At 54.9% G+C, this 26,446-nt stretch carries 20 protein-coding genes; 10 read left to right on the top strand and 10 right to left on the bottom strand.

The genetic code is table 11. The annotated features are described in order from the left end of the window. Window positions 1-67: 67 nt before the first annotated feature. Window positions 68-1,525: a glycoside hydrolase family 1 protein gene (locus AAA927_RS06310; protein WP_338216733.1), complete on the bottom strand. Its 1,458-nt coding sequence runs from the start codon at window positions 1,523-1,525 to the stop codon at window positions 68-70. Window positions 1,526-1,648: 123 nt separating this feature from the next. Between AAA927_RS06310 and AAA927_RS06305 the strand changes: the two genes are divergently transcribed. Beyond that, on the top strand, window positions 1,649-2,281 hold the full coding sequence (locus tag AAA927_RS06305) for a YdeI/OmpD-associated family protein (RefSeq protein ID WP_338216730.1): 633 nt from the start codon (window positions 1,649-1,651) through the stop codon (window positions 2,279-2,281). A 67-nt stretch (window positions 2,282-2,348) separates the two neighbouring features. On the opposite strand, the gene AAA927_RS06300 is transcribed toward AAA927_RS06305, so the two are convergent. After that, window positions 2,349-2,906 carry a TMEM175 family protein gene (locus AAA927_RS06300; protein WP_338216728.1) on the bottom strand — a complete coding sequence of 186 codons (558 nt, stop codon included), beginning with the start codon at window positions 2,904-2,906 and terminating at the stop codon, window positions 2,349-2,351. A 347-nt stretch (window positions 2,907-3,253) separates the two neighbouring features. Here AAA927_RS06300 and AAA927_RS06295 point away from each other — a divergent pair, with 347 nt between their 5' ends. Then, the gene (locus tag AAA927_RS06295) at window positions 3,254-4,174 is read left to right on the top strand and encodes a DMT family transporter (RefSeq protein WP_338216726.1); all 921 of its coding nucleotides are present in this window, start codon (window positions 3,254-3,256) and stop codon (window positions 4,172-4,174) included. A gap of 301 nt (window positions 4,175-4,475) precedes the next feature. Here the strand turns inward: AAA927_RS06295 and AAA927_RS06290 are convergent, their stop codons facing one another. After that, window positions 4,476-5,324 carry an AraC family transcriptional regulator gene (locus tag AAA927_RS06290; protein ID WP_338216725.1) on the bottom strand — a complete coding sequence of 283 codons (849 nt, stop codon included), beginning with the start codon at window positions 5,322-5,324 and terminating at the stop codon, window positions 4,476-4,478. Between the two features lie 101 nt (window positions 5,325-5,425). Here AAA927_RS06290 and AAA927_RS06285 point away from each other — a divergent pair, with 101 nt between their 5' ends. Continuing rightward, window positions 5,426-6,241, top strand: a complete 816-nt coding sequence (locus tag AAA927_RS06285; protein WP_338216723.1) for a Cof-type HAD-IIB family hydrolase — start codon at window positions 5,426-5,428, stop codon at window positions 6,239-6,241. 86 nt (window positions 6,242-6,327) lie between these two features. On the opposite strand, the gene AAA927_RS06280 is transcribed toward AAA927_RS06285, so the two are convergent. From AAA927_RS06280 to AAA927_RS06270, 3 genes are read right to left on the bottom strand one after another with little or no spacing between them, the layout of a single operon-like run. Next, window positions 6,328-7,272, bottom strand: coding sequence for a metal ABC transporter solute-binding protein, Zn/Mn family (locus tag AAA927_RS06280; protein ID WP_338216721.1), 945 nt, complete (start codon window positions 7,270-7,272; stop codon window positions 6,328-6,330). Beyond that, entirely contained in the window at window positions 7,272-8,156 is an 885-nt protein-coding gene (locus AAA927_RS06275) for a metal ABC transporter permease (protein ID WP_338216719.1), read from the bottom strand. Before AAA927_RS06275 ends, AAA927_RS06280 begins: the two co-directional genes overlap by 1 nt. Further along, window positions 8,153-8,890, bottom strand: coding sequence for a metal ABC transporter ATP-binding protein (locus AAA927_RS06270; RefSeq protein WP_338216717.1), 738 nt, complete (start codon window positions 8,888-8,890; stop codon window positions 8,153-8,155). The genes AAA927_RS06275 and AAA927_RS06270 overlap by 4 nt, the downstream gene beginning before the upstream one ends. A gap of 277 nt (window positions 8,891-9,167) precedes the next feature. Between AAA927_RS06270 and AAA927_RS06265 the strand changes: the two genes are divergently transcribed. From AAA927_RS06265 to AAA927_RS06240, 6 genes are read left to right on the top strand one after another with little or no spacing between them, the layout of a single operon-like run. After that, the gene (locus tag AAA927_RS06265; RefSeq protein WP_338216715.1) at window positions 9,168-10,286 is read left to right on the top strand and encodes a glycoside hydrolase family protein; all 1,119 of its coding nucleotides are present in this window, start codon (window positions 9,168-9,170) and stop codon (window positions 10,284-10,286) included. After that, window positions 10,280-11,209, top strand: coding sequence for a glycoside hydrolase family 43 protein (locus tag AAA927_RS06260; protein WP_338216713.1), 930 nt, complete (start codon window positions 10,280-10,282; stop codon window positions 11,207-11,209). The genes AAA927_RS06265 and AAA927_RS06260 overlap by 7 nt, the downstream gene beginning before the upstream one ends. Before the next feature lie 57 nt (window positions 11,210-11,266). Then, a complete protein-coding gene (locus AAA927_RS06255) occupies window positions 11,267-11,668 on the top strand; it encodes a PTS sugar transporter subunit IIA (RefSeq protein WP_338216712.1) in 402 nt (133 codons plus the stop codon). After that, window positions 11,652-12,440, top strand: coding sequence for an HAD family hydrolase (locus AAA927_RS06250; RefSeq protein WP_338216710.1), 789 nt, complete (start codon window positions 11,652-11,654; stop codon window positions 12,438-12,440). The genes AAA927_RS06255 and AAA927_RS06250 overlap by 17 nt, the downstream gene beginning before the upstream one ends. Before the next feature lie 18 nt (window positions 12,441-12,458). Then, window positions 12,459-13,760, top strand: coding sequence for an RNA polymerase factor sigma-54 (gene rpoN / locus AAA927_RS06245; protein ID WP_338216708.1), 1,302 nt, complete (start codon window positions 12,459-12,461; stop codon window positions 13,758-13,760). A gap of 15 nt (window positions 13,761-13,775) precedes the next feature. Then, window positions 13,776-15,962 (top strand): alpha-galactosidase, encoded by a 2,187-nt coding sequence (locus AAA927_RS06240; RefSeq protein ID WP_338216706.1) that lies wholly within the window; start codon window positions 13,776-13,778, stop codon window positions 15,960-15,962. A gap of 100 nt (window positions 15,963-16,062) precedes the next feature. Here AAA927_RS06240 and AAA927_RS06235 read toward each other — a convergent pair whose 3' ends face one another. The 4 genes from AAA927_RS06235 to AAA927_RS06220 all read right to left on the bottom strand — a co-directional run bounded on the left by AAA927_RS06235 (window position 16,063) and on the right by AAA927_RS06220 (window position 23,347). After that, window positions 16,063-17,400 (bottom strand): ABC transporter permease family protein, encoded by a 1,338-nt coding sequence (locus tag AAA927_RS06235; RefSeq protein WP_338216704.1) that lies wholly within the window; start codon window positions 17,398-17,400, stop codon window positions 16,063-16,065. Continuing rightward, on the bottom strand, window positions 17,384-18,142 hold the full coding sequence (locus tag AAA927_RS06230) for an ABC transporter ATP-binding protein (protein WP_338216702.1): 759 nt from the start codon (window positions 18,140-18,142) through the stop codon (window positions 17,384-17,386). Before AAA927_RS06230 ends, AAA927_RS06235 begins: the two co-directional genes overlap by 17 nt. A gap of 289 nt (window positions 18,143-18,431) precedes the next feature. Further along, entirely contained in the window at window positions 18,432-20,018 is a 1,587-nt protein-coding gene (locus AAA927_RS06225; protein ID WP_338216700.1) for a glycoside hydrolase family 43 protein, read from the bottom strand. A 122-nt stretch (window positions 20,019-20,140) separates the two neighbouring features. Beyond that, entirely contained in the window at window positions 20,141-23,347 is a 3,207-nt protein-coding gene (locus tag AAA927_RS06220) for a discoidin domain-containing protein (RefSeq protein ID WP_338216698.1), read from the bottom strand. Window positions 23,348-23,765: 418 nt separating this feature from the next. Between AAA927_RS06220 and AAA927_RS06215 the strand changes: the two genes are divergently transcribed. Next, window positions 23,766-26,354 (top strand): sigma 54-interacting transcriptional regulator, encoded by a 2,589-nt coding sequence (locus AAA927_RS06215; protein WP_338216697.1) that lies wholly within the window; start codon window positions 23,766-23,768, stop codon window positions 26,352-26,354. The last annotated feature ends 92 nt before the right edge of the window (window positions 26,355-26,446 follow it).

Below are 26,446 nucleotides of genomic sequence, written 5' to 3'. Positions count from 1 at the left end.
CGCCGCGTCAGGGTCAAGCCTGATTGCGCAAAAAAACCAGCCTCTGCGTAAGAAGCTGGTTTCAAGCTTAATAGTCGAGATGGTCGGCGGTCAAGTCTTCGCCGTTGGTGGCGATGACTTGCTTGTACCAAGCAAAGGACTTCTTCTTGCTCCGAGCGAGGGTGCCGTGGCCTTCATCGTCTAAATCAACGTAGATGAAGCCATAGCGCTTGCTCATTTCGCCAGTGGAGGCACTGACCAAGTCAATGCAGCCCCATGGTGTGTAACCCATCACCGGCACGCCATCAGCAATGGCACCACGAATGGCTTCCACATGTGAGCGCAGGTAGTCGATGCGGTAGTCGTCGTAGATTTTACCATCGGCTTCCACCGTATCCTTAGCCCCAAGGCCATTTTCCACGATGAACAGCGGCACCTGGTAGCGGTCATGCAGCTGGTTGAGGCCAATGCGCAGGCCAGTGGGGTCGATTTGCCAACCCCATTCGCTTTCCTTCAAGAACGGATTCTTCACGCCGCCAAGCATGTTGCCTTGCGTCTTCTCGTCAACTTTGCCGGTGACATCGGTGACGCCGGACATGTAGTAGGAGAAGGAGAGAAAATCGACGTGATACTGCTTGAGTAAGGCGAGCTCTTCTGGCGTGCGGTCGAGGTCGGCGCCGGTGAAGCCGTACATTTCGTACAGCGATTCGCTATAAGCCGGGTATTCACCGCGGACTTGCACGTCGGCACAGTAGAAGTTGAATCCTTGGTTGAACTTCAAGGCCGCCAGCTGGTTCTTCGGATCAGAGTCAAAGGCGTAGTTGGTGGCGAAAATAATCATGTTGCCGACTTGGCTAGCCGGATTCTTGGCATGGGCCGCTTGCACGGCATAGGCACTAGCCACGAACTGATTATGCCAAGCTTGGAAGACATTCTTTTTGTCGTCAGCGCCAGTTTTGCTGATCATGCCTTGGCTCATGAACGGGAAGCCTGCCGCGGAGTTGATTTCGTTGAAGGTCAGCCAGTACTTCACCTTATCGCCAAAGCGGTCGATCACCGTTTCCGCATAGTGCTTGAAGAAGCCAATTAAATCCTTGTTTTTCCAGCCGCCGTAAGCTTCCGCCAGGTGTAGCGGCAGTTCGTAGTGGGACAGGGTGATGACCGGCTCGATGTTATATTTCAAGCATTCATCGATGACGGCATCGTAGAACGCGAGGCCTTTTTCATTCGGCTCAGTTTCGTCGCCTTGCGGGAAAATCCGGCTCCAGGCAATGGAGAAGCGATAGGTCTTGAAGCCCATTTCGGCAAACAAGCCGATATCTTCCTTGTAGTGATGGTAAAAATCGATGCCTTCGTGGTTCGGGTACGTGTACTTGGCATTCGGCGTCCAATCGAAGTCGGGACTTTGAACGATTTTCATGCGGTCTTTGCCGCCAGGAATTACATCGTCGATTGACAAGCCGCGTCCGTCAACGTCATACGCGCCTTCCAGTTGGTTTGCCGCTGTGGCGCCGCCCCAGAGAAAGTCTTTTGGAAATTCAGTCATTCATCATGCCTTCTTTCGGTTTTATTATGCAGTGAAACCGCATCCAATCTTTATTATACAGGGTTAGGAAGATTTAGTCGTGTTTCACGTGGAACCTTTTTACGGCTATGTTGCTGGGTTATAATGACGGCATCTGGAGGTTACGCCATAAGAGAAAAAACCGACACCACCAACATCACCACCATCCCGGCGTTCATTGCCGCTCAACCGCTGGCCGTGCAGCCGCCACTCAAAGCGATGTATGCCATCTTAAAAGCAGCGCTGCCGGAAGCCGAAGAGCGCATCAGCTATCAAATGCCGACGTTTTGGCAAGGGCAAGCGATTGCCTATTTTGATGCTGGGGAGGGCTACCTGGGCTTTTATCCGACCAGCGGCCCTATTGTGCAGTTTGCCGCTGACTTGACCAGTTATCGCCACAGTAAAGGGGCGGTACATTTGCCCCTGGACCAACCGCTACCAGCGGATCTGATCACCAAAATGGTGCAGTGGCAGCTGGCACAGGTGCAAAGCGGCGCCGCCAAACCGCGCCGCACTCCGAAACCGAAAGTGGCGATGCCGGCAGCGATACGTGAGGCTTTGACCACCGCTGATTTGATAGCGGCCTACGAAGCTAGGCCGCCATACCAGCGCAACGACTACCTTGGGTGGATTACGCAGGCAAAGCGCGAAGCAACTCAGCAAAAACGCCTCGACCAAATGCTGGAAGAGCTGCGCGCCGGGGATGTCTTCATGAAAATGAGCTGGAACAAACGTTAAGTTTCTGCGCCACCAAGGACGTCAAGGCGCGAAGATGAGTCTTGCCGGTGAAGACTGCGGGCAAAGGTTATTTCCGTTTCACCACTCGATGCAGCGGCAAGGCGGCAAATAGGACGAAAAATAGATTTGAACCAAGCCCTGGCACCGCCCAAGCCAGCCCGAGTATCACCACCAGCAAAGCGCTGGTGATGAAATCAGCCGCCTGAACGCGGTGATTGACGGCGTGACGCAACCAGACACTGACGGCAGAGCCGAACAGGAGCACCGCAGTGTAAAGCATTAGGCCCAGGCGGCCAGTATTATCCACGATGAGGCGGGTGGCCGCAGGAATCAGCACGATGGCCAGCAGCCATAGCACATTGGCCCAGTAGCCGCTTTTACTGAGGGCGGTGACTGGCGCTAACGTGCGTCGGTGGCCATTCCAGAAGCTGAACACGGTGAAAAACGAAATCAAGACCCCGAGCAACAAGTGAACGAAGGTGCTCGACTGCAGCTGCGTGGCCAAGTTGCCGGCGGTTAACGTCGCAAAAAAATCGGTCAGCGGTAGCACTAATAACGTGATCGCCACCGCGACAATGGCGTCAGTAAAAGCAATGAGGCGCTCTAAAGTTTTGCCTTGGATCATGACAGGCACCAAGGCGTGCAGTAGTCATGTGTCGTAATGATAGTCATCAAGAATCGGCCTACTTTCAGTTTGGAATAAACCAATTATACCCGTTCTTGTCGATTTGGCGTGGCGCCCGTACAATTTAATGCGTATGTTATATGACAGTCACTAAGGGTGCTATTTGAACTTAACCGCAAACTGTTGATCGGTTGGATAAAACAGGATAACGTCGTGGCACAACCTAGCAGCGCCGTCACTGCACCACAAAATCTCACGCCGAGCAAATCCTAACGGCTGGACGGTAGGCTATAATAGTATTTATATTTACAGCGGCCAACCGTTGTTTGCTATCATGGAGGACTGACATGGAAAAAGCTAAAAAGAGTGGCCTATTCTTGGGGAGTTTGGCCGCCCTTGGCTGTGAGACCTTATATGGCCTAAGTTACATCTTTACCAAACAGGCAACTGACAGTGCCAGCCCACTAGCATTATTAGGCTGGCGTTTTCTGGTCGCACTGATCGTGATGAGCGTCTTGATCCTAATGGGTATCGTGCACGTTGATCTGACTGGCAAAAAATTCCGGCCGTTACTGCTAGTCGCGATTTTCGATCCAGTCTTGTACTTCATCGGTGAAACGTTTGGCATCAGCCGCACAACGGCTTCAGAGAGTGGTGTGTTTCTAGCTTGTATCCCCGTAGCGGCATTATTGGCCTCCGCGTTGATTCTACGCAAGTATCCTACCCGCCAACAAGTCCTTGGCATTCTGCTCACTTTGGTCGGCGTTGTCATCACTGTTTTCGCTGCCGGTGTTAGCACCAGCCTCTCACTGATTGGCTATCTCTTTCTGCTGATGGCAGTAGCCACGTATGCGTTGTATAGCGTCTTTGTCGAGAAAGCCGCCGCCTATACCGGCATAGAAATCACTTATGTCATGCTGGCGGCAGGGGCGGCTGTATTTGGGCTCATGGCAATTAGCGAAGCCGTCATCGGCGGCGATGTGCAAGCCTTGCTTAGTTTGCCGATTAGAAATCGTGATTTCACCATCGCGATATTGTATCAAGGAATCGGTAGCTCAGTGTTGGCGCTGTTCCTATCGAACTATGCTATCGCTCAGATTGGCGTCAACAAAACCGCATCATTTATCGGCGTTTCAACGGTGGTGTCGATCGTGGCAGGCGTGCTCTTACTTGGCGAAGCCTTCAGTCAAGCCCAGCTGATCGGTGCTGTCGTTATCATCGGTGGCGTCTATACCGCCAATAGCACGTTCCATCGTAAGCACAAGTAGCGGGTTTCACATCTCGGTCCAGCCAAAACGCGACATTCTCAAGGTGACTTGAAGCATGGCGCGTTTTTCATTCAAAAGACCTGGAAGACGACGCAGCCGGGCGAATGACACTGGATGTTGACGGGCAGCCTTAGCTTAAAAGTGATGCTGAAGCGGTCAAACGTCTTGAAGGTCTATCCGATGCGCCACCAGCATGAAAAACACGCTGGCGGGTGCCAAATCGGTGCCACTTTAAAACAAAAAGTCGACAAATTAACGCTTGTCAGCTTAAAAGCGTTTCACGTGAAACAATTGCCTTGGCTTACGGTTTTTGGGTGGGCTGCTCCCGGAACTGCGCCGGCGATTGGCCGGTCCAGGTTTTGAAGTTGCGCTGGAAGCTCTTGGTGCTGCCAAAACCGCACACTGCCGCGATGTAATCAATGCTGCTGGTGGTTTCAATCAGAAGCCGCCGGGCGTTGAGCAGGCGCACCAGGCGCAAGTAGCCGCCGACGGTAAGTTGCAGGTGGGCTTGGAACTGCTGGTTCAAGGTGGTTAAAGAGACATGCGCCGCTTCTGCCAAGGCCGGGCCGCGCAAAGGCTGGGCATAGTCGCGATTGATGGTGGCCATCACCTGATCCACCAGATGCGGATTGGCGGTCACAGTTTGCGAGACGCTGGTGGTGAAGTGCTGCCCCAGTTCAATCAGCAGCGCGTAAAAGTGGCTCAAAATCGCCAGCCGCCGGTATTCGTCAACGCCAGCCGCAATCAGGTCGCGGATGGCAAGCCCATGGTCGTAGATGGCTTGGTAGGCTTCAGGGTGCGCTTGCCGCGGCTGGTCGCCTTGCATCTGCACGAGCCACTGGCCGCTGCTAGGGAGCTTGTGCGCCAGGAAGGTTTCATCGATGATGAAGCCGAACTCGTCCCAGGTGGCTTGTGAGTCGCCGCTGGCACTGTGAATCACCCGGCGGTCAGTGGCCCAGCAATCGCCAGGGTGATAGCGGTAAGGCACGCCATTAGCGGTAAAAGTGAGCGGTGCGCCTGCCACCAGAAAGTTCAGCTCAATGCCGGGATGCCAGTGAGCCGGATAATCGATGCCTTCCCGCGGATCATTTTGAAAAAACTTGAAGGGCAAGTTGGGCCACTGTTCGACTTGCTCAAATAAAATCGGCATCGCAAAAACCTCCAAACTGTCTGGCGTTGGTTTTAAAGTTGACCAGTTAGCGCTTTCCTTCATGCTACGATGAAGAAAAGCGAATCACAAGGAGGAATCTCATGACCATCAAACTCATTGCTTTAGATATCGATGATACGCTGCTGTCTTCGCAAGGTAAAATCCTACCGAGCACGCTGACGGCAATTAAAGCCTGCCTAGAGCGCGGCTTTAAAATTGTGCTGTGCACTGGCCGCCCATTAGCTGGCGTGAAGCCGTACCTCAACGAACTTGGCGTGGCTGGGCCGGAGCAGTATGTGGTGACCTACAACGGCGCCGTGATTGAATCCATCACCGGTCAAGTGGTGGCGAAGCAGCTCATTGACAATGCCGGCTATCGGACCTTGACCGCCTTCGCTGCGGCCCATGACATTCCGTTCAACGTCTTGGATGAAAACAGTCAGATTTACACTGCTAATCACGATGTGGACTTTATTACCGCCGTGCAAGCCGTAGAAAACGAAGCCGGACTGTATATCCGCCAGCCAGACGAATTACCCGCCGATTTTGCGATTGCCAAGGGCCTGTTCGTCGGCACCCAAGACTTGCTCGACGGCGTGGAAGATGCCGTGCGGGCGGCATTTGGGGATGATTATTCGGTCATTCGGGCCGGCCGTTACTTCCTGGAAGCGATGGCGAAAGGCGTCGACAAGGGCCAAGGCTTGAAGGCGTTGGGTGAAACCATTGGCATCACACCAGATGAAATGATGGGCTTCGGGGATGAGGGCAATGATCTGGCGATGTTCAGCACGGTGGGCCTGGCTGTCTGCATGGGCAATGGCTCTGAACTCGCTAAGGCGCATGCCGATTACATCACCGATACCAATGACAATGATGGTATCAGCAAGGCCATTGAGAAGTTTGTGTTGAAGGCCTAACTGACCACTAGGGTCGCCGCGAGCGGCCCTTTTTTGTGTGGTCGCACCAAAAAACCGCAGCGGCGAGGCTGCGGTCAAAAGAAAACTTATTTCGTGGCGCTCAGTCCGGCATGAATGTGATCGAGGTTCCACTTCATCATGTCGTAGTACGTATCACCAGGCTGACCTTGCTTGGCGAGGGAGTCGGTGAAGACCTTGGAGAACACTTTGAGGCCGGTTTCCTGGGCCACCTTGTTCATCGCTTTCGGAGACACCGAGGTTTCCACGAACAAACTGCGCACATCAGAGCTTCTGATTTTGGCGAGCACCGTGGCCATTTGCTCCGGCGTCCCTTGGGATTCGGTGTTGATTTCCCAGATATACGCCGGCGTGACGTGGTACGAGGCGGCGAAGTACTTGAACGCGCCTTCGGAAGTCACCAGCAGGCGCTGACTTTCAGGCAGATCAAGGAACTGCGACTGGGCGGTTTGGTGCAAGGCGCCCAGCTTGGCGAGGTAACGGTCCGCGTTTTGCTGATAATACTCGGCATTGGCGGGGTCCGCCGCCTTCATTTTGGCGGTGATGGTTTTGACGTATTGCATGCCATTGGCCAAATCGAGCCAGGCGTGCGGGTCTTGCTCGTTGACGTTGGTGGTGAGATGCTGCGCCTTCACGCCATCACTGGCGGCGAACACGTCTTCATCAAAGTGTTTATGCGCCGTTTCCACCAGTTTGTTGAACCAGCCGCTGCCGCCGGTTTCGAGGTTCAGGCCGTTATGGAAAATCAAATCGGCTTCGGTGGCCTGGGCAATATCGGTTGGCTTCGGCTCGTATTCATGCGGGTCCACGCCGCGCTGCACGATGCTGTAGAGTTCGATGCGGTCTTGGCCGACATTGTGCACCATGTCCTCTAGAATTGAGTTGGTGGTGACGATGCGCAGCTTTTGCCCTGGGGCCTTGGCTTGCGGCGCGTCAGCGCGCCCGCTGAGGAACCAGTAGACGCCAGAAAGCATAGCGACCACGGCAGCGAGGGCGATCCAGATGCGTTTCATCAGCGCACCTCCTGGCTGAGCTTAGGCCGCGCTTTTTTGCCGAGGCTGGCCTTCAGCCGCACAAAGCCTTGCTTCGGCGAGAAGACGAAGGCGATGGCGAAGAAGGCGGCGGCGACGAGCACAATCGCCGGGCCTGATGCCCAGTTGAAGGTGTAGCTAAGATACAAGCCAATCGTGGCGGAAACCACCCCGAAGGCCGCAGATAAAATCAGCATCAAAGACAAGCGGTTGGTCCACAGAAACGCGGTGGCGGCCGGGGTGATCAGCATCGCCACCACCAGAATGATACCGACGGTTTGCAGCGCCGACACTGTGACCAGCGTCAGCACCAGCATCAGGCTGTAGTGAATGAGCTGCACCTTCAGGCCATAAGTGGCGGCGAAGGTTTCATCAAACGAGGTGATGAGTAGCTCTTTGTAGAAAATCGTGACGAACAAAATCACAATGCCCAGCACAACGGCAGTGGTCATGATGTCATGGTTGCTAACAGCGAGGATATTCCCGAACAGAATATGATGCAGGTTCGTCGCGCTTTCCGCCATGGAGATCAGGATGAACCCTAAGGCGTAAAAGGCCGAGAACACCACCCCGATGGCGGTGTCGGTTTTGACTTTACTGTGGGCGGCGACGAAGCCAATGAGTAGCGCCGCCAAAATGCCGAACACGGAGGCGCCCACCAGGACGTTGATGCCCAGCATGTACGCCACCGCCACCCCTGGCAGCACCGCATGGGAAATCGCGTCGCCCATCAAGGACATCCCGCGCAGGATAATGAAGCTACCGATAATGCCGGACATGATGCCGACCATGATGGCAGTTAAGAGGGCGCTTTGCAAAAAGTCGTAGCGGCTCAAGGCCGCGAAGAATTCGGTAATCGTGGTCATGCTTGCACCTCCTGATCGAATAAAACCGCGGAGAGATCCGCCGAGAAGGTTTGTTCAATGTTGCGGGCCGTGTAAACCTCATTGACCGGGCCGTAGTCGACGATGCCGTGGTTCATCACCACCAGGTCATCGAAGTAACGGGTGACTTTATTTAAATCATGGTGCACCACAATGATGGTTTTACCGGCGTCACGCCATTGCTGCAAAATCGCCATGATGGCATTTTCACTTTGCAAATCAATGCCGACAAACGGTTCATCGAGAATGATGAGGTCGGCTTGTTGCACAATCGCCCGGGCCACAAAGACGCGCTGCAGCTGGCCGCCTGATAGGTTGCCGATTTGGCGTTGGGCAAAGGCAGTCATGCCGACCTGCTCCAAAGCGGCGAGGGCGGCTTGCCGCTGCGCCTTGCCGGGGCTGCGGAGCAGGCCTAAGTCGGCATAGGTGCCAGTGAGCACAACGTCTAGGACATTAATGGGGAAACTGAGATCGAGGTCTTTGCGCTGTTCGACATAGGCAATGGCCTTTTTTTGTTGACTGAGCGGCTGGCCGTTGAATTCGGCAGTGCCGCTTTGGCTTTTAATCAGGCCTAACGTGGCCTTGATGAGCGTTGATTTTCCTGCACCATTGGGACCGATGATCCCAGTGATTTTGCCGGCGTTAAAGTTCACGGTCGCATCAGCAAACACTGGTGTGGCATCGTAAGCAACGGTGAGGTTCTTGATGGTTAACATGGAACCCCTCCATTTTTTAGGCATGGCTAAACTTCTTTCAAATCTATTGTATCGAAAACCGTTACTTTATACAAGTAAAATCGCGGTAAAGGCGATAAGGCGGGCAACAGGCGCCCTTGATAACAGCGTCAGAGAGAAATTTTAGTGGCGCCAAGAAACCGGCCTGTTTGGGCTGTGCATACCACCAGCGCGAAACTTTGATGCTGGTCCACACATTTTGGCACGCTTTTTGCTTATAGCAGGGTGAACAGTGAGACAATCACAGTAGGAGGATCACATGACAGCTAATCAAGCGTGGCTGGAAGCCACTTACCAAAAAATTATCGCCAAAGTTGCGGCGGAACGGGAGCGCATTGGCGCCGGCATTCCATATATCTCAAAGGATGGACGCTACGACGATAAATCCAATGATATTACCTGGTGGACCAACGGCTTTTGGGGCGGGCTGCTGTGGCAGCTGAATCACGCCACCGGCGATGAAGCAGCGGCGGAAACGGCGCGGGGGCTGGAGACGAAGCTTGATCAAGCCTTTCTGGAATTCAAGGGCTTGCATCATGACGTTGGCTTCATGTGGCTGCCGACCGCGGTGGCGGATTATCGCCTAACGGGCTCGGAGCGTTCACTCCAGCGCGGGTTGCACGCCGCCGAGCTGCTGGCGGGGCGCTACAACCCGCGCGGCAAGTTCATTCGTTCGTGGAATCGCGACCGCGCTGGCTGGGTGATCATCGATTCGATGTTCAACATTCAGCTACTTTACTGGGCGACCGACGCGTTGAAGGATCCGCGCTTTAAGTTCATCGCCGATGATCACGCGCACACCGTGATGGAAAATATCGTGCGGCCAGATGGCTCGGTGGCTCACATTGCGGTCTTTGACCCCAACACCGGTGAGCTGGTTGAAACCCTGGGCGGACAAGGCTACGGCGTGTGCTCCAGTTGGTCGCGCGGCCAGGCCTGGGCGATTAGCGGCTTTGCGCTGGCCTATGCGCACACCCATGAAGTGGAGTATCTTGACACGGCCAAAAAAGTCGCCAACTACTTCATCGCTAACGTTGCTACCACCGGGGATGTGCCGCTGGTGGACTTCCGGGCACCAGCCGAGCCAGTGCTGCTGGATACTTCAGCCAGTGCCTGCGCGGCTTGCGGGATGCTGGAAATCGCCAAGCATGTGCCGGAATTAGAGCAACCGCTGTACGTGAATGCCGCCACCCGCATGCTGAAGGCAATTGCCGACCACCATGCCGATTGGGACCTGGCGACTGACGGCATTGTGCAAGATGCCACGCCGGCGTACCATGATGCCCAAAGCGAGCTGGAACGGCCACTGATTTACGGCGATTACTATTTTGTGGAAGGAATTTTGCGCTTGCTGGGAAAGGACTTCTTGCTATGGTAGTCGCTAATGTAAACGGCCAGCCCTGGCGCGATGACCAAGGGGCACTCATTCAGGCCCATGGTGGTAGCATTGTGCCTTATGAAGGCGAGTATTTCTGGTACGGGGAAGACAAAGGCGTCGCGAACATTGCCGGCACCAGCCGCGTCCCGTTTGTCGGGATCGGTTGCTATCGCTCCACCGATTTGTTGACCTGGCACCGGGTTGGCGATGTGTTGACAGCCGCCAATGATCCTAGCCAGCAGGTGCAGGCAGAATCGATTGTGGAGCGGCCCAAGGTGTTGTTCAATGCCTTGACCAAGCAATTCGTGATGTGGTGCCATTTTGACACGCCGGATTACCGCTTTGCTGGCTGCCTCGTCGCCACCGCCACGCAGCCGACTGGGCCGTTCACGGTTCAGCAAATTCTGCGGCCGAACAATTTTGATAGTCGCGATATGACGCTGTTTGAAGAAGACGGCCAGGCTTATCTGGTTCACAGTGCCAACATGAACAAAACGCTGTACGTTGCCAATTTGACGCCGGATTATCTGGGCGTGACCGGCGAAGTGCGCAAGCTATTCATTGATCAAGAGCGCGAGGCCCCAGTGATTTTCCATGAAGGTGAGTGGTATTTCACCATCACTAGTGGCACCACCGGCTGGCGGCCCAATCCGGCGCTGTTTTCCCGGTCGCACTTTCTGGTGGCCAATCAGAAGCTGATTGATAATCCTTGCGAGGGCCCCAAAAAGGCGACGACCTATGACGGGCAGCCAACCTTTGGCTTTCAGTACCAAGGCCAGTGGTATCTGCTACTGGATCATTGGCAGCGTGAGGATTTGCAGCATTCTGGCTACAGTATTTTACCGATTGAAATTCACGGCCGCGATCTCGTGGTGCCGTGGGTGGATCAGCCGTTGCAGCGCAACACTGCCGTCAACGGCTAGTGTGCAGTGCATTGCACACTAAACTTGAACGAAGAAGTCAACATGGAGATGGTCAACGTGGTTAAAATTATTCTGGTTTCACATAATCAGCTTGCAGCAGGCATGAAACATGCCGTAGAAATGATTGCCGGCACCCAGCCGCAGCTGAGTGCTTATGGGCTGATGCCGGGCCAAAAACCGGATGATGTGGTGGCTCAAATCGCCAAAACCCTGCCGGCAGAAGAACCGGTGCTGATTTTGGCGGACTTGGTGGGCGGTTCCATGTGTAACGCCTGCATGGCCCTGTTAGTGCATGCCAATGTGCAGCTGATTGGCGGCATGAACTTGGCGCTGGTTTTGCAGCTGGTGCTGGCCCAGCAGTTCGACCAGGACAGCTTGCAGCACATCATGCAGCAAGCCCAGCAAGGCATTCAAGAAGTCAAACTGCAAAAAGTGACCGAAGATGACTCCTTCTTTTAAGCTGATTTGCACGGATCTTGACCGGACTTTTTTGAATGCGCAGGGCCAGCCTTCGCTTCAAAACGCCAACGCCATTCGCCAGGCCGTTGCGGCTGGGTACGCGTTTGTGGTCGCTTCCGGGCGGCGATTGGCCTCGATTGCGGCGCTGTATCAGGCGCTGGGGGTGCGCGGCGATAAGATTTTCTTCAATGGTGCCTGCATTGCCGATGCCGACAATCAAGTGATTGCCAGCACCGCCTTGACGCCGGCGCAACTGACGACGCTGATGGCGATTGGCCAACATTTTGGCTTGAATTTGTCGCTGTCAGCCCTTGAGGCCGGGTTTGAGTACGTGCCGCCAGCTGCCACCTGGGTGCCAGGTTATCTCCAAGTGTTGCCCCATGACATCGACGCGCTGCACAACGCCGTGGCAACCACGACGATATACAAGTTAAGCTTCAGCGGCGAGCGGCCCGCCCTGGAAGCCGCAGCGGCTGCTGTGCGCGCCCAAACTGCGGTGACCTGCAGCTGGACGGATACGCATTTTCTCGAAATGACCGCGCCAGGCGTCAATAAATTAACCGGCTTGCAGCATTTATGCGCCTTGCGCGGCATTGCCATGACGGCCACGGTGGCGTTTGGTGATTATGAAAATGATGCCGCGCTGCTGCATGGGGCGGGACTCGGGGTGGCAATGAGCAACGCCTTGCCGATGGTCCAAGCCGCGGCGGATCAAGTGGTGGATAACCGGGCGTTTGATGGGGTCGCCCAAGTGGTGAGGACGCTGCTTTAACGAAAGGAGAGGATTCACGTGAAACCCACGCAACAGTTCGATTTTGTGCAAAATCAAACTCAAGTCCAGAAGTTCACGTTGACGCAAGGGATGCGGCAATCCATTTTGATGCTACAGCTCGACGCCTTGGATCTGATCGATTACCTTAAAAACGTTAGCCTGGAAAATCCGCTGCTGGAGGTGCGCACGCACTTAGCGCCACCAGCTGCCCCAGGCGCCCCAGCCGCCGAGCAGCCGTTAGCAGATACGCATCAATCCTTGTTCGAGTATCTGTTGACTCAAGTGCAGCTGACCATGCGCGATACGCCACTGCGGACGTTGGTGATTTACCTGGTGCAGCAACTCGATCCGCGTGGGTATCTGCCGCTGAGTGATGCCGAGATTCAAAAGGAGCTCGGCATCGACGCGATTACGCTGGCCGATGCCAAAACCTTGCTGCAGCGGCTGGATCCACCAGGCGTGGGCGCTCATGACTTGCAGGAATGCTTGTATTTGCAAGCAGAGCAAGACCCAGATCCGATTCCAGACGGGGTACTGGCGCTGCTGCAGGAGCATTTTGACGATTTAGTGGCCCACCGGTATCAGCCCATCAAACAGGCATTAGGCCTGGATGACGCTGGGCTCACTGCCTGCTTGCATTACGTGCAGACCTTGTCGGCCGATCCCGGCTTGGCGTATAACCACACGCCGGTTGAATTTGTAGTGCCGGAGCTGACGGTCACCGTGCACGACGGCAAAGCTAGCCTGAAGCTCAATCGGCGGGGCCAGGCTGAGCTAATTTTTGCCCAGGCCACCTATGATGAACTGAAAGCCACAGCGGATGCCGAGGCCCGGGAGTACTTGCAGGCCAAAAAAGAGCAGTTCCGCGCGCTCGAATACGCCTTACAGCGCCGCGAAAACACGCTGACGACGATTGGCCGGGAAATTGTGCGGCGTCAATTCGCCTATTTTGAGAATCCCCAGCAGCCCTTGGCGCCGCTTTTGCTCCGGGATATTGCCCAGACTTTGCAGATTGCCGAATCCACGGTATCGCGGGCGATTAATGGCAAGTATTTGCAAACTGATTTTGGCGTGTTCCCGCTGAAAATGTTCTTCTCTCGCTACGCGCCGGCGGTGGCAACTGAGGCCGCGCATTCCACCGATCAGCTCATCAAAGCGTTGAAACAGTTGGTGGCGGCAGAAGATCCTAAGCATCCGTTGAGCGATGAAGCCCTCGCTAAGCAGCTCGCTGCGGCTCATTTTGCCGTCGCGCGACGTACCGTCGCCAAGTATCGGCAAAAAGCCGGCATCGCGCCGGCCCATGCCCGGAAACAGCCATAGGAAAGGAAAGTTATCATGGAGGCCCAAGCAGCCAAACAACTGATTCATCAATTCGATTTACGTACCAAGCACAATCAAATGAGTATCGGGGTGCTTGCCACTGGCCATGTCGTGGCCTTGTACTTAGGCCAGCGCCTGCCAGTGGGCACCAAACTAGGCGGTATCATCACTGAAATGGGTCGCGCCAGCTACCTGGCGGACACCGATGGCATTCACGATTTTCGGCTTGAACAGTTGCCACTGCTGTATCCAACCTTCGGCACGCCTGATATGCGCCGGCCTGCGTTGATGGTGCGGCAGGCAAATGGGTCAGAAGTCTTGGATTTACGCTTTCAAAGCGCGCAGTGGCTGGACCAGGTGCCAACGCCGGCTGACTTGCCCGCGCTGCGCCAGCTGCCGGTTGCTGAGGCCAGTGGGCTGGCGCTCACTTTAGCGGATGAAGCCGCATCCATCACGGTGACCTTGTACATTGAAGCCGATGCTGCGCATGACACCTTTGCCCAACATGTGGTAATCAAAAACACCGGTCATGCCAAGCTGCACGTGACCCGCGCCTTATCCTGGTCCTGGGACTTTTTGTCTGACCAGGCAGACCTCATCACCTTTTCCGGCGCTTGGGGCCGTGAAGCCCAGCCGGTGCGGCGGGCGTTGCAACCAGGGCTACAAGGCGTGGATTCGATGCGCGGCGCCAGTGGCCATGGGCAGCAGCCAACGTTGGTGCTGGCCCAGCCGCATGCCGATTGGCAGCAAGGGGCAGCACTGGCGGCCAATTTGATTTATAGCGGTGACTTTCTCGCGCAGGTGCAAGTCGATATGCATCAAAATGCCCGCGTCCAGCTGGGCTTGAATGATTGGCAGTTCGATTGGACCTTAACGCCTGAGGCCAGTTTCACCACGCCACAAGCCGTGATTAGCCTTGGCACCAGCGGGTTGCGCACGGTGAGCCACCGCTTCCAGCAGCTCTACACCGACCGACTGTTGCCTGCGGTTTTTGCTAAGCAGGAGCGGCCGCTAGTCATCAATAACTGGGAAGCCACGTTCTTTGATTTTGATGAAAAGACGTTGGTGGCGTTGGCCCAAAAAGCGGCTGCCGTGGGGATTGAACGCTTCGTCTTGGATGACGGGTGGTTCGGCGATGGCCGAGATGATGAAACCACAGCGCTGGGGGACTGGTGGCCGAATGAAACCAAGCTCGGCGGCCTTGATCATTTGATTACCGAGATTCAAAAGCTGGGTCTGGATTTTGGCATTTGGGTGGAGCCGGAAATGGTTTCGCCCAACTCGCATTTGTATCATGACCATCCTGATTGGATCATTCGTGACCCGCAGCACACCCCGAGCCTGGCCCGGCACACTTATGCCCTGGATCTGGGCCGCGTCGAGGTGCAAGATCACCTGATCAAAGCGCTGAATGCCTTGCTGGATGAACATGACATTGATTATGTGAAGTGGGACATGAATCGCAATCTCACCGATCTTTACACCCCGGCATTGCCCGCTGAGCGGCAAGGAGAGTTGCGGCATCGTTATCTCCTAGGGTTGTACCGGGTGCTGCAGGCGGTCACCAGCGCGCATCCGCAGGTGATGTTTGAAGGTTGTGCTGGCGGCGGCGGGCGCTTTGATGCCGGGATGCTCGCTTATGCGCCGCAAATCTGGACTTCAGATGATACCGACGCGATGGCGCGGCTCGGCATTCAACGCGGCACGAGCTTTATTTATCCGCCGCAAGCCTTGTCTTGCCACGTGTCGATGGTGCCCAATCAGCAAACCGGCCGCACCACGCCACTGGCCACGCGGGCGGCGGTGGCCGAGTTTGGCGCTTGCGGCTACGAGCTGAACTTATTGGCCTGTGATGAGGCGACCTTGGCGCAAATCAAAGCTGAGGTGAGTGCGTATAAGCCACTGCGTCAGACGCTGCAAATGGGTCAGCTGGATTGGCTCGTCGTGTATGACGAACGCAATGAATACGCCTGGCAAAAGCTGGACGCCACCACTTTGATTATCGATCATGTGAACGTCCTGGCGCAGCCGAATACCGTGATGAAGCGACTAAAAGCCTTGGCTTTACCAGCGGATAGCCTGTGGCAGGCAACAGACGGGCAAATTTATCCAGCTGAATACCTAATGGCCGTGGGCGTTGCGATTGCCAAGCCGCAAGGGGACTTTGTCAGTCAGCGCTGGGTGTTCAAGCGCGTCAAGTAAGGAGAGCAAAATCGCGCCAGCAGCAGTTGAGGTCACTGCTGCTGGCGCGATTTTTGGTTCCTGTACCGGGTGCCGCGATGACTTTCCGCCGGTCACATCATCAGTCGTTAGCGCTGCTGCGACTGACGATGTGCACGACAGCAAGATACAGAAGTACCGATACGAGCATGAACCAGCTGTTGTTGTGCTCATGCTGCAATAAGGTCATTCTGCCAGCTAAGATGACCACAGTATTGAGGACCCCCAATAATAAAGGCAAACCGGCAACTAACCCAGCTTGGCGTTGTTTGATTCGCACAAGCGCGGCGCGGGGCATCCCCAATTGATATAACGTTGTGGCGTCATTTTGGACCCATGCGTTTAAGCGCTGCACCAAGCCCAGAATAATGGCGGCGGCGACCAGCATGGCAAAGCTAAGCATGGTGGTTGTGAACAAGGTGATCCCGGCGGCAGCATCAACACTAACGCCGTCAATGGTCGCCAAATTGGCCAAAAAGAGGAGTGGCGTTTTGGCCGTATGGAGGGCTTGATATTGCATCAAGCCACTTAATAACAGTGCAATTCCGCCACTGAGCAGGCCTGTTGTCAAGCCCATCGTCAGCCAGTACCGCTGTAATAATTGGCGACAGGTTGCTACGCTTAGTAATCGCGTTGCATGTTGCCGGATGCCAGGAGCCCGGGCAATGAGCGCCAATCCTGCTGGTAGGGTAAAAGCACACACGGCAAAGATTCCAATCATGGTTAAGCTCAACCAAGCACTAATGGTTGGCGGCGTGGTTGACCAGTGGGCTAGCCCATAGTCGCTGGCCAATAAACCCAATGGCGCCAGTAATGCTATCAGCCATTGCCAGCGGTCGTTAAGGCGACGATGGCGGGTCGGTTTGTGGCGATCTTGACTGCCTAAAGGGCGGCAAAAACGTAACCAGCCAGTCACCGCTAATAGGCTATAGCCAATCGTGTAGCCAATCAGCAGTTGGCTTGCCGCCCGGGCAGACCATAGGAGGCCAGTGTTCAGCGGCAGTGACATCATTCGAAACAACCACATCGCAAAAAACTTAGAACCGATAAAACCAGCGGCGACACCGATTCCGCTAGTCAGGATAGCCCAGAGGCCGTTTTCGCCGATCAAGCGCAAAGCGAGGTACCATAACGGCATGCCTAGCGTCCGATATAGCTGAAACTCAGTGCGATAGTGCGAAAGCATCTGTTGATAGAGATACCCCATCACGAGCACTTCAAGCCCGCTGAGTACCCCAACCAAAGTCCATAAGCACTGTTTAAGTAGCGTTGCGATGGCGGGCGTGATCCCGCGCATCACCGCCGAGGTAGCCAGAATTGACAATAAAGCGTACAAAACTGTCGCTAGTGCCCCGCCAGCGAACATCAAGACGCGGCCTAAAGCGGCATGGGCCCTCAAGGGTTTAATTAATCGTCTCATCGCGCCACCTTCCACCGCTAATTGCCGCTGTTTCAACGATTTGATCAAAAAATTGTTGTTGATTGCCTTTTGAGGTTACCGCGGCGAAAGATCGCCCATCTTTAATAAATACAATGCGGTCACAAAAACTCGCGGTGAAGGCATCGTGGGTGACCAAGATCGTGGTTGTGTGAGCCTCGTGATGTAACTTGGCGAGGTGCTGGAGGAAAGTGGTGGCGGCATGAGAATCGAGGCTGGCCGTTGGTTCATCAGCTAAAATTAGCCTTGGCTTGGTGATGATAGCCCGTGCGGCAGCAACGCGCTGCTGCTGGCCAATGCTTAGTTGATGGGGGTAGCGCGTCAAAAGCGGAACCAAAGAAAATTGCGCCGCAACTTGGGCAACCCGGTCAGCCAAGTCTTTGGGCTGTGGTGGCAAGATGGTCAAAGGCAGCGCGATGTTATCGCCAATGGTCAAGTTTGGTAACAAGCGGAAATCCTGAATCATCAAGCCTAATTGGGTGCGGCGAAAGTTGGCTGCTTTGGCGTCACGCCACTTTGTCACTGGCTGACCGGCGACGAAGACGGTGCCTGCGGTTGGTTTCTTCAAGGTTGCGATGATGTTAAGCAAGGTTGACTTGCCTACCCCACTTGGCCCCATAATACCGACGAATTCATTGGCAGCGATGTCTAAACTGAGATCATCTAGCACTGCCTGTCGTTGCCCGTAACGCTTGGTTAGATGCTGGATTTCTATGAACGCCACCGTCTACACCCCCCTTTTTTTCAAATCATACCACCGCCTGAGATGACCACGCAAAGTCGCTACGCGCGAACAAGCAGAAACGCTAATTGAAACATGGCCTGTATGGTAAAAAAATAAGCCAATTCCTTCAAGGTGACGAGCCAACTAATCATAATCAAATCAAAGCCCAACTGACGCCGGAAGCATTTTAATCAGGCAGGATTATCACAGATGACAGGAAAAGTTGGTTGAAGGAACGGCTTAAGGTTGCTCTAACTGACGATGGACTGCGCTGGGCGTGATATGACGTTCAACGGCGTTCTTGATAGGCGAAGGATTTGAAGGTGGCAAAGCTGGTGTGATCATTGAGGTCCTGGGCGCAGATGCCGACCATGGCCCCAGTGAAGGCCAGTTTGCCTTGGGCCTTCACGTAGTCATCAGACAGCTGCTCCGCCGGCAGCACGTCGCCAATCAGCTGCCAATCGTTATCAGGTAATTGATAGCTGAACTGGCTGGTGGCGTGATCCACTTCGGCCCGCAACGTCACTAGCCCGGCTGGCAAGGGGATGCGTGGTGAGGCGTAGTGCGCCTGACCGGCCGCATCCACCATCACTTGCAGGTAGCGGGTGTGCTGGGTTTCATCGTAGTTGATGCTTAAATACTGCCAGTTGTCGGTGTCATAGAACAGCACCAGCCCCGCCAAGGCTTGGAAATTGGTGGGTTCAAAGTCCACGGTCGTGGTCGCTGTGAAATGGAAGGCCTGCCAGCGCCGCGCCAGCAAACTCTGGCGGTGCAGACTGGTGATGCTTTGCTGACCGCGGAGCACCAGACCTGCTGGCGTGAGCTGGGCGTGGTCACCCAGCGGGCCTCGCAGCGACTTGAGGCTGATCGGTAGCGTTTTGGCGGTGGTGAAATCGATCGCTTCAGAAAAGTCAGTGCGCTGCTCGACTTCTTGCGCAATCGACGGCAGCGGCGATTGCAGCGGCGGCACCTCGCCGCCGTCGAGCAGGTAAGGCCAATCGTCCTGCCAGCGAATCGGGGTCAAGCCGGTTTCTCGGCCCAGGGTGCAGTTGCCGCGCTGCAGTTTCAGGGGCCGGGCGGTGATGAACGTGGCATACCACTCATCCGGCGTGATCTCGACGAGACTGACATGGCCGCATTTTTGCAAGGGGCTGTCAGGGTGTGGTTTGGTGGTCATCAGCGGCGTATTCGGCGCCACGGTGTATGGTCCCCAGATATTGCGCGCTCGGGCAATGGTTGAAGCATGTGAATAGCCAGTGCCGCCTGCAGCGCAAATCAGGTAGTACCAGCCGTTGCGCTTGAGCATTTGCGGGCCTTCCGCGTTGCCCAGCTGGGTGCCTTGGAAAATCTTTTGGCGCGCGCCGACGAGCTGATGATGGGCGAGGTCGTATTCCTGCATCACGATGCCGGCAAACCCATCGTGGTCAAGCCGGTGATCGTACAGCATATTCATCAAGTAATGGCGGCCATCGTCATCGTGAAACATGGCCGGATCAAAGCCGCTGGCGTTCAGAAAAACCGGCTCGCTCCAAGGCCCGGTGATGGCTGGCGCTTCGATCAGGTAGTTCAAGGTATCTTTGAAAATGCCGGTGGTTTTGACATCCGTATAAATCAAATAGAACCGGCCTTGGTCGTAAGATAAGGCAGGCGCCCACAAGCTACCGGAATTGTAATTTCCCACCAAATTCGCCTGGCTGGGGCGGTCAACCGGCTCTGCCACCACCGTCCAGTTGATCAGGTCGGTGGAATGATAAATCTCAACCCCTGGCCACCATTCGAACGTTGAGGTGGCAATGTAATAGTCATCGCCGACGCGCAAAATGCTAGCGTCAGGGTTAAAGCCTTTGAGAATTGGATTAGTGTACAGCTCTGTCATGTGAATCCTCCCTTTACCGTGTCACTTCAATACAAGCAAGTTTCATGCCAAATAGTGCCGACAAAAAGCCCCAGCACCAAGCAAGCTTGGGCTGAGGCAGGGAGGAGAACTGGTTCATACGGTTAAGCGCGACGCTTTAGGCCGTAGAGCGCGCCGGCTAAGAGTATGCCGCCGGCGGCTATCAGCCATGGCTGGGCCGCTTCACCAGTGGCCGGTAGCTGGCCGTGTTTGCCAGTCGTGGCCTTGGTACTGGTCTTTTGACTGACCTTGGTGGCGCTAGGGGTCTGATGACTGGTGGCTTGGCCATGGTTGCTGGCTTGGGTCCCAGCGTTAACGTTACTGCCTTGACTGGCGGCGTTGCCAGTTTGGCCTTGGTGCCCACTGTGACCAGGGGTAGTAATTTCGGTTTGCGGCTTGCTGTTATCGGTGACGCTTGGCGTTGTTTCAGCCAAGAGCTGCGGCTTAGTCATGCCGTCTGCGGTTGGCGCGAGTTCGTAGCGGGTGCCGAAGAGGTGGATCTCGCCATAATCAGCGATGCCAGGGTAAGCCGGGTCAGTCGGTTCACCAGCCGCATCAACTTGCACCTTGAAGTAGCGATATTGGGTGTGATTGGAAACGGTGATCGTTTGCGGTTGGTTGCTCAAGGTGGTCATGGCATCGGTGAGTTTGGTCCAGTTGATGCCATCATTGGAGCCGTACAGGTTGGTGCCTTGGCTGCGGTTCGGGAACCCGGTGCGGGCCAAAAACATCACTTTCGTTAAGGAGACAGCGGCATTTTCGCCGAAGTCAATCACAGCTGGCGTGTGCCAGTCGCCGCCTTGGGTCGCCTGATTGTCATCGGTGAGCATGGCGGTGTTCGCCGTTTTGGTTTCATCGATGGCTTGCGAGTCCTTTTGCAACAAGTTAGCCGTCGTGAGACCGGCATAGGCCAAGCTGCCATCAGCCAAGGTCGGGTTCATCAATTCAGCGGCTTTGATGGCCTTGGTGTAAGCATTCAAGGCGTTTTGGAAGTCTTCGTCGGTGCCGGTTTTAATCAAAGCTTGCACCGCTTTGGCCGCGGCGTTGACTTTCGCCAGTGACGCCGTGGTGTAGGTGCCATCGCTGAGCTGCTTGGTGGCGGTGTTGTAAGCCGCCACGCGATCATTTTCAACGGTAATGGTGAAGGTCTTGGTGACGGTGCGTTGGCCGTTAGTGGCGGTCACGGTGACTGGGTAAGTGCCGGCTGCGGTCGGCGCGAAGGTCAAGGTGCCATCTGCGGCTAGGGTCAAGCCTTGCGGTCCGTTCACTAGGCTCAAGCTAGTGGCATTGGATGCCGTCAGCTTGAGGTTCAGTGTTTTGCCTAAAAACATGGCGGTATCGCGGGCGGTGTCGCCGATCACTGGCAAGGCGGCATCATCCGTGTAGACACCAGCAGCAAACGTCACTTTAACGTTGGACTGGCCTAAAACCGTGAAGAAGTCGATGTTAGCATTGCCGCCGGCCACTGGATAGGCGACGGTTTGCCACTGATTCTTGGTATCTGGCAGAGTCAGGGTCTGGTAAGCAGCGTTCGGGGTGTTGCTGGCAGAAACTAGTAATTGAGCGGTGCCATTGGTCTTCAACCGAACGGCGAAGGTGCCAGTGGTAGGCTTCACCAAACCGGCCAAGGCCACTTGAGCGCCGCCGCGATTGGTGGTGGTGTCCTTAGGGTAAGTGGCGTCGTAGGCGGTTTCGGAAATGTCCTTTTGGGTCGTGGCGGCGGTGACTTCAATGCCATCTTTGGTGGTCTTGGCGAGCTTGCTATTCAGCACGGTGCCGAATTGATTGAAGGTGACATCTTCCGTGCCAGCAGTTTGACTAGGGAAGGTCGTGGTGTCAGCCGCTTTCGCTTGCGGCATCGAGAGCCAATATTCCGCCCCGATTTCGGTCATCTTGTTGTCGGAATAGGCACCCCAGTAGTTCATTTGCTTGGTGCCTTCGTAGTAAGTCGTGCTACTTAAATGCGTCGCTTCATTGGCCACGGCTGGCGCAATTTTGGCGATTTCGGCAGCGGATAAGCCTTCTTGGTAACGATAATAGTCATACACTTCGCTGAGGCTGTAGAACTTGTTCAAGCGCCCGCGGCCGTCAGGGGAAACCGGGCCGCCGAAGTCGATGATATTGGTGACCCCATCGGATTCAATTGCTGGGTGCGCAGCGTCACCCGGTTGTGACACCTGGATCCAAGGAATCGTGCGGCCGGTATTGTAGGCGTAGAACTGCTGCGTTCCTGCCAGTAAGCGATTATTGCCAAAACTGTAAGGATCAACGGCATTGGCTGCCGTGGAAATGGTGCCGGTGGTGGGGTCGACTTTGGTGCCTTGGTTATTGATCATCCGCGCCAGACCAGCGAGATCCAAGGCATCATCCTTGGCGTGGTTGGCGTCGCGGCCCATTTCCAGCAGTTGCACAAATTCCTGGCCGGTTGGGTTGCGCGGGTCATCCGCGGTCATCACATGGACCAGATTACCCAACGCACCGTTGATGTTCGGACGTTCCGATTGCGCATTGACGAAATACTGTTCCACCGCATCCTGATAGGCGGCGGTGTCGTCTTTGAAAATGCTGGCCGCCATGACGCCAGTTAAGGCGTACAGGTGCTGATTGAAGTATTGATTTTTGACATTGATTAACAAGTTCGTGGTGAGGGGATCAATAAAGTTATCAATCAGTTTCTGGTTGTCAGTGTCGGTCCAGCGCAGGTTGATGGTGTTGCCTTCAGTATCCTTGTAGCTCCCTTGCGTCGGATTGGTGTACTTGGTCAGCTCCGCGGCCGCCACCATATAGTAAAACGGCACTGGGGCGTGGATGTGAGCATCTGCATAATACTTGTAGCCGTCTTTGTCCATATTCTCCCAGATGCGAATCAGGCGAATAGCATTGTAGCGGTACTTCACGTTCCCGGTCAGATAGTAAAGCACAGACTGGGTGTAGGCACGAAAGCCATCTTGCGACAACCGCGGTTCTTGTTTGTTCGAGGTGAAGGTTTTATCCAGCGGGACATCCCGGGTCCCTTCCTTCAGGTTCGCTGCTTGAAAATCCAAACTCGCATAGGGACTGGCCAGCATCCCTTGATAGTAGCTTTCCCAAGGCTCGGCATGCTTTGCCAGTTGCTCGCGGGTATTGGCCAAAGCCTCTGGATCAATACTGATCCCTGGGTGCGTGAAGCCATCCGTTTTGGTGATCTGCAACTGCACGCTGGCCGTGTCGATACTATCCGCATCGGCAGCGTGGGTGAGGTGGGCGGGAATGAGCAATGCGGCCGCCGCCCCCAAAATCACGCCGAAGCGCCAAAATCCATGATGTGACATTTTTTTCCTCCTTTGGTTGTGGGCAAAAGCAGACTACGACGGTCGGCGATCGGGGCGCAACTACACTAGCCGAGTCAATCCGCAGCCTCTAGTTGCGCTCCGTGAGGCCAACGCCTGAGCGATTAGCTACGCGGCAAGCCTCGAAGCCTAAGACCGGCTTCAATGCTTGTCGCTAGGCTAATCGTCAGGCTAAAGGCGGCCTCACTTTGCAGCCTCCCGCCGACCATCGCAGCCTGGCTTTTGCACACTACTTGATTACCACCTTTGTATAAGCAAGTAACGGGCCACAACCTGAACCTTAGTGTTTAATTTGGCTACACACTAATCCTGCTATGTAGTGGTTGAAGTGCCCTTGCTTTTGCACAGAACGTCTGCTAAATTGAGGGCGAAAGTGCTTTCACACAGGAGGGTCTTACAAATGAGTAAAGCGACAGAACGAGTCCTGGCAACGCTGCAGCAGCTGCTGACTGAGCAAACGCAGGTGGCAACGGCTGATATTGCAGCGCGCATGGGCGTGAGTCGCTCGGTGACGAGTCATTATCTCAGTGACTTGCTGCAGGCGGGGTTGGTCAAAAAAGGCACCGGGCGGCCGGTGTATTGGCAGTTAACGAGCACCGTGGCGCCAGTGGCCAGCGCCGTCGATGATTTGCACAGTTTGGCGGCGGTGATTGGCGCTAATGGTAGCCAGCGGGAAAGCATCCGCAAGTGTATTGCCGCGGTGGCTTACCCTGGCGGCTTGAACATTGTCATTACTGGCCACTCTGGGGTCGGGAAGACCTTCTTGGCCCAGCAAATCTACCGCTATGCCAAAGATACCGGTGCCCTGGCCAAAACGGCGCCGTACAAGGTGCTCAACTGTGCGGATTATGCGAATAACCCGGAACTCTTCTCCTCGATTCTGTTTGGCTACGTCAAAGGCGCCTTCACCGGGGCCAACGCCAACAAGCCAGGCCTACTGCAAGAAGCCGATGGCGGCTACCTGTTTTTAGATGAAGTGCACCGTCTGTCTGGTGAAAACCAAGAAAAACTGTTCACTTTTATGGATACCGGCCGCTTTCGGCCCATCGGTGAAAACCAGCACGACAGCACGGCTTCGGTCCGCTTCATTTTCGCCACGACGGAAGATCCGCACACGGCGATGCTAGAAACCTTTAACCGGCGAGTGCCAGTTAATGTGCATCTCACGGCCTATGCCCATCGGCCAATCAATGAGCGTCTAGCCTTCATTAAGGTGTTATTCGGCACTGAAGCGAAGAATTTCAAGTGCCCCATTCAGGTCGCGCCAGAAGCGTTGACTTACCTATTGAATTTGAAACCCGATGGCAATGTCGGCCGGCTGAAAAATATGATCAAAGTCGCCTGCGCCAAGGCCAGCACCAGAAAGACCGGAGCCCAGTTGGTGGTGGCGATCACCGATTTTGATCGCGAGGCCTCCCGAGTCACTGCCGACAACTTGAATATCACCCAGCCGCTGATTGTCGGGGAGCAAGCCAGCGATACGGTGTTTGAGCTGAATACTGCCAGCCCGGCGCAGCATTTTGAGGCGTACCTGACGGCGCATCCGGAACTGACGGCGCGGGCCGTGCGCACCCAATTGCAGACTTTGTATCAGTTGAATGGCGCCGATACCGGCGAAGATTCCGTACTTCACGCCATGCATGCTCGGCAGTTTCGGCAGGTGGTGGTGGATCAATTCGGCCTGAAAGCGGCGTTGGACTACGAACCGGTATTGTTCCAGTTATACCGTCAAAACTTTACGCTCGGCGGCGATAGTCTGGCCGCCATTAAACGGTTGGCCAGTCATTTTGCCCGCTCGCAGCATGTGGCCCAGGCCTTTTATGCCCAGCTACCGGTGATTGCGCCGGCCAGCCATGAAGTGTTGACGGCGATTTTAACCTGCTGTTTAAGTGAAACCGTAGATGAAACAATTCCGCTACGCTGCTTAATGGTGGCCCATGGCAGTCACATGGCGACCAGCATTCAGTCAGTGGTCAACCGCCTGTGTGGCACCTACTTAGTGGATGCCTTGGATATGCCAATCGATACCACCATTAATCAAATCGCCAAACGCGCCAAGCAAACCGTGGCGGATTTTGATACCTCCAACGGCTTCATCTTGCTGGTCGACATGGGCTCGTTGAACCAGCTGTACACCCAAATCAAAAGCCAGTTGCAAGGCGATTTGCTCGTCGTGAACAACCTCACCACAGCGACGGCGCTGGATATCGGGCTGAAAATTCAGCAAAAGCTGCCCTTTGAAGCGATTGCCGAACATGCCAGCACCGACTACACGATTGCGGCCCAGTACTTCGAAGGGTTTGCCAAGAATCAGAACATTGTGATTTCCTGTATGTCCGGTTTGGGTATTTCCGAAAAACTGCGCGATATCTTCCAAGAAGTGCTGGGTCGGCGCATTAGCTTGGTGACTATGGACTTTGACCGCCTGCGGCAAAGCGTGGCGGCCAATGACATTGAAGCCTTTGAATCCACCTTGCTGGTCATCACCACCACGAACTTGCCAGAGACCTTCGAAATTCCGCATATCAACATTTACGACCTGCTGGATGCCAGCGGGCAGGTGATGATTCACGATATTCTCAAGCAGTATGTGGATCAAAAGACTTTCGATGACCTCTATAACCGGCTGGTGCGCTTCTTATCCATAGAAGGCGTGTCGGAACGGCTGGCCTTTCTGAACCCCAGCATCATTATTCAAGAAGTGGAAACCGTCATCTTCAAATTCGAGAATTATTACCATGTCAAAATCGATGGGAAAACAAAGCTCAACTTGTACATGCACATTTCCCTGATGGTCGAACGCCTGATGACGGGCGTGTCGGGCAGCCGTAGTGCCTCACTGCAGCCAAAAGACGCCAAGGAAGAGGAATTCTTCACAGTGGCACAAGGCATTTTCAAGCCGATTGAGCTGAAATATGGCATCACGATTGATGGCTATGAGTTGTCGCTGTTGTCAGAACTGTTTAAATCCATTTTGGCGCCGGCCTGAACCCCGTTGCACACTAATTATTTCATGTAAACGCTTCACCAAATAACGCCTCCAGCTGTGGTTTAACAAGATTGGCACCGTATTTGCTTATA

Origin of the sequence: Lacticaseibacillus salsurivasis (assembly GCF_036246225.1) — a bacterium.
GTDB classification, from domain to species: Bacteria; Bacillota; Bacilli; order Lactobacillales; family Lactobacillaceae; genus Lacticaseibacillus; species Lacticaseibacillus salsurivasis.
This window is presented reverse-complemented; position numbering and strand designations above follow the sequence as displayed.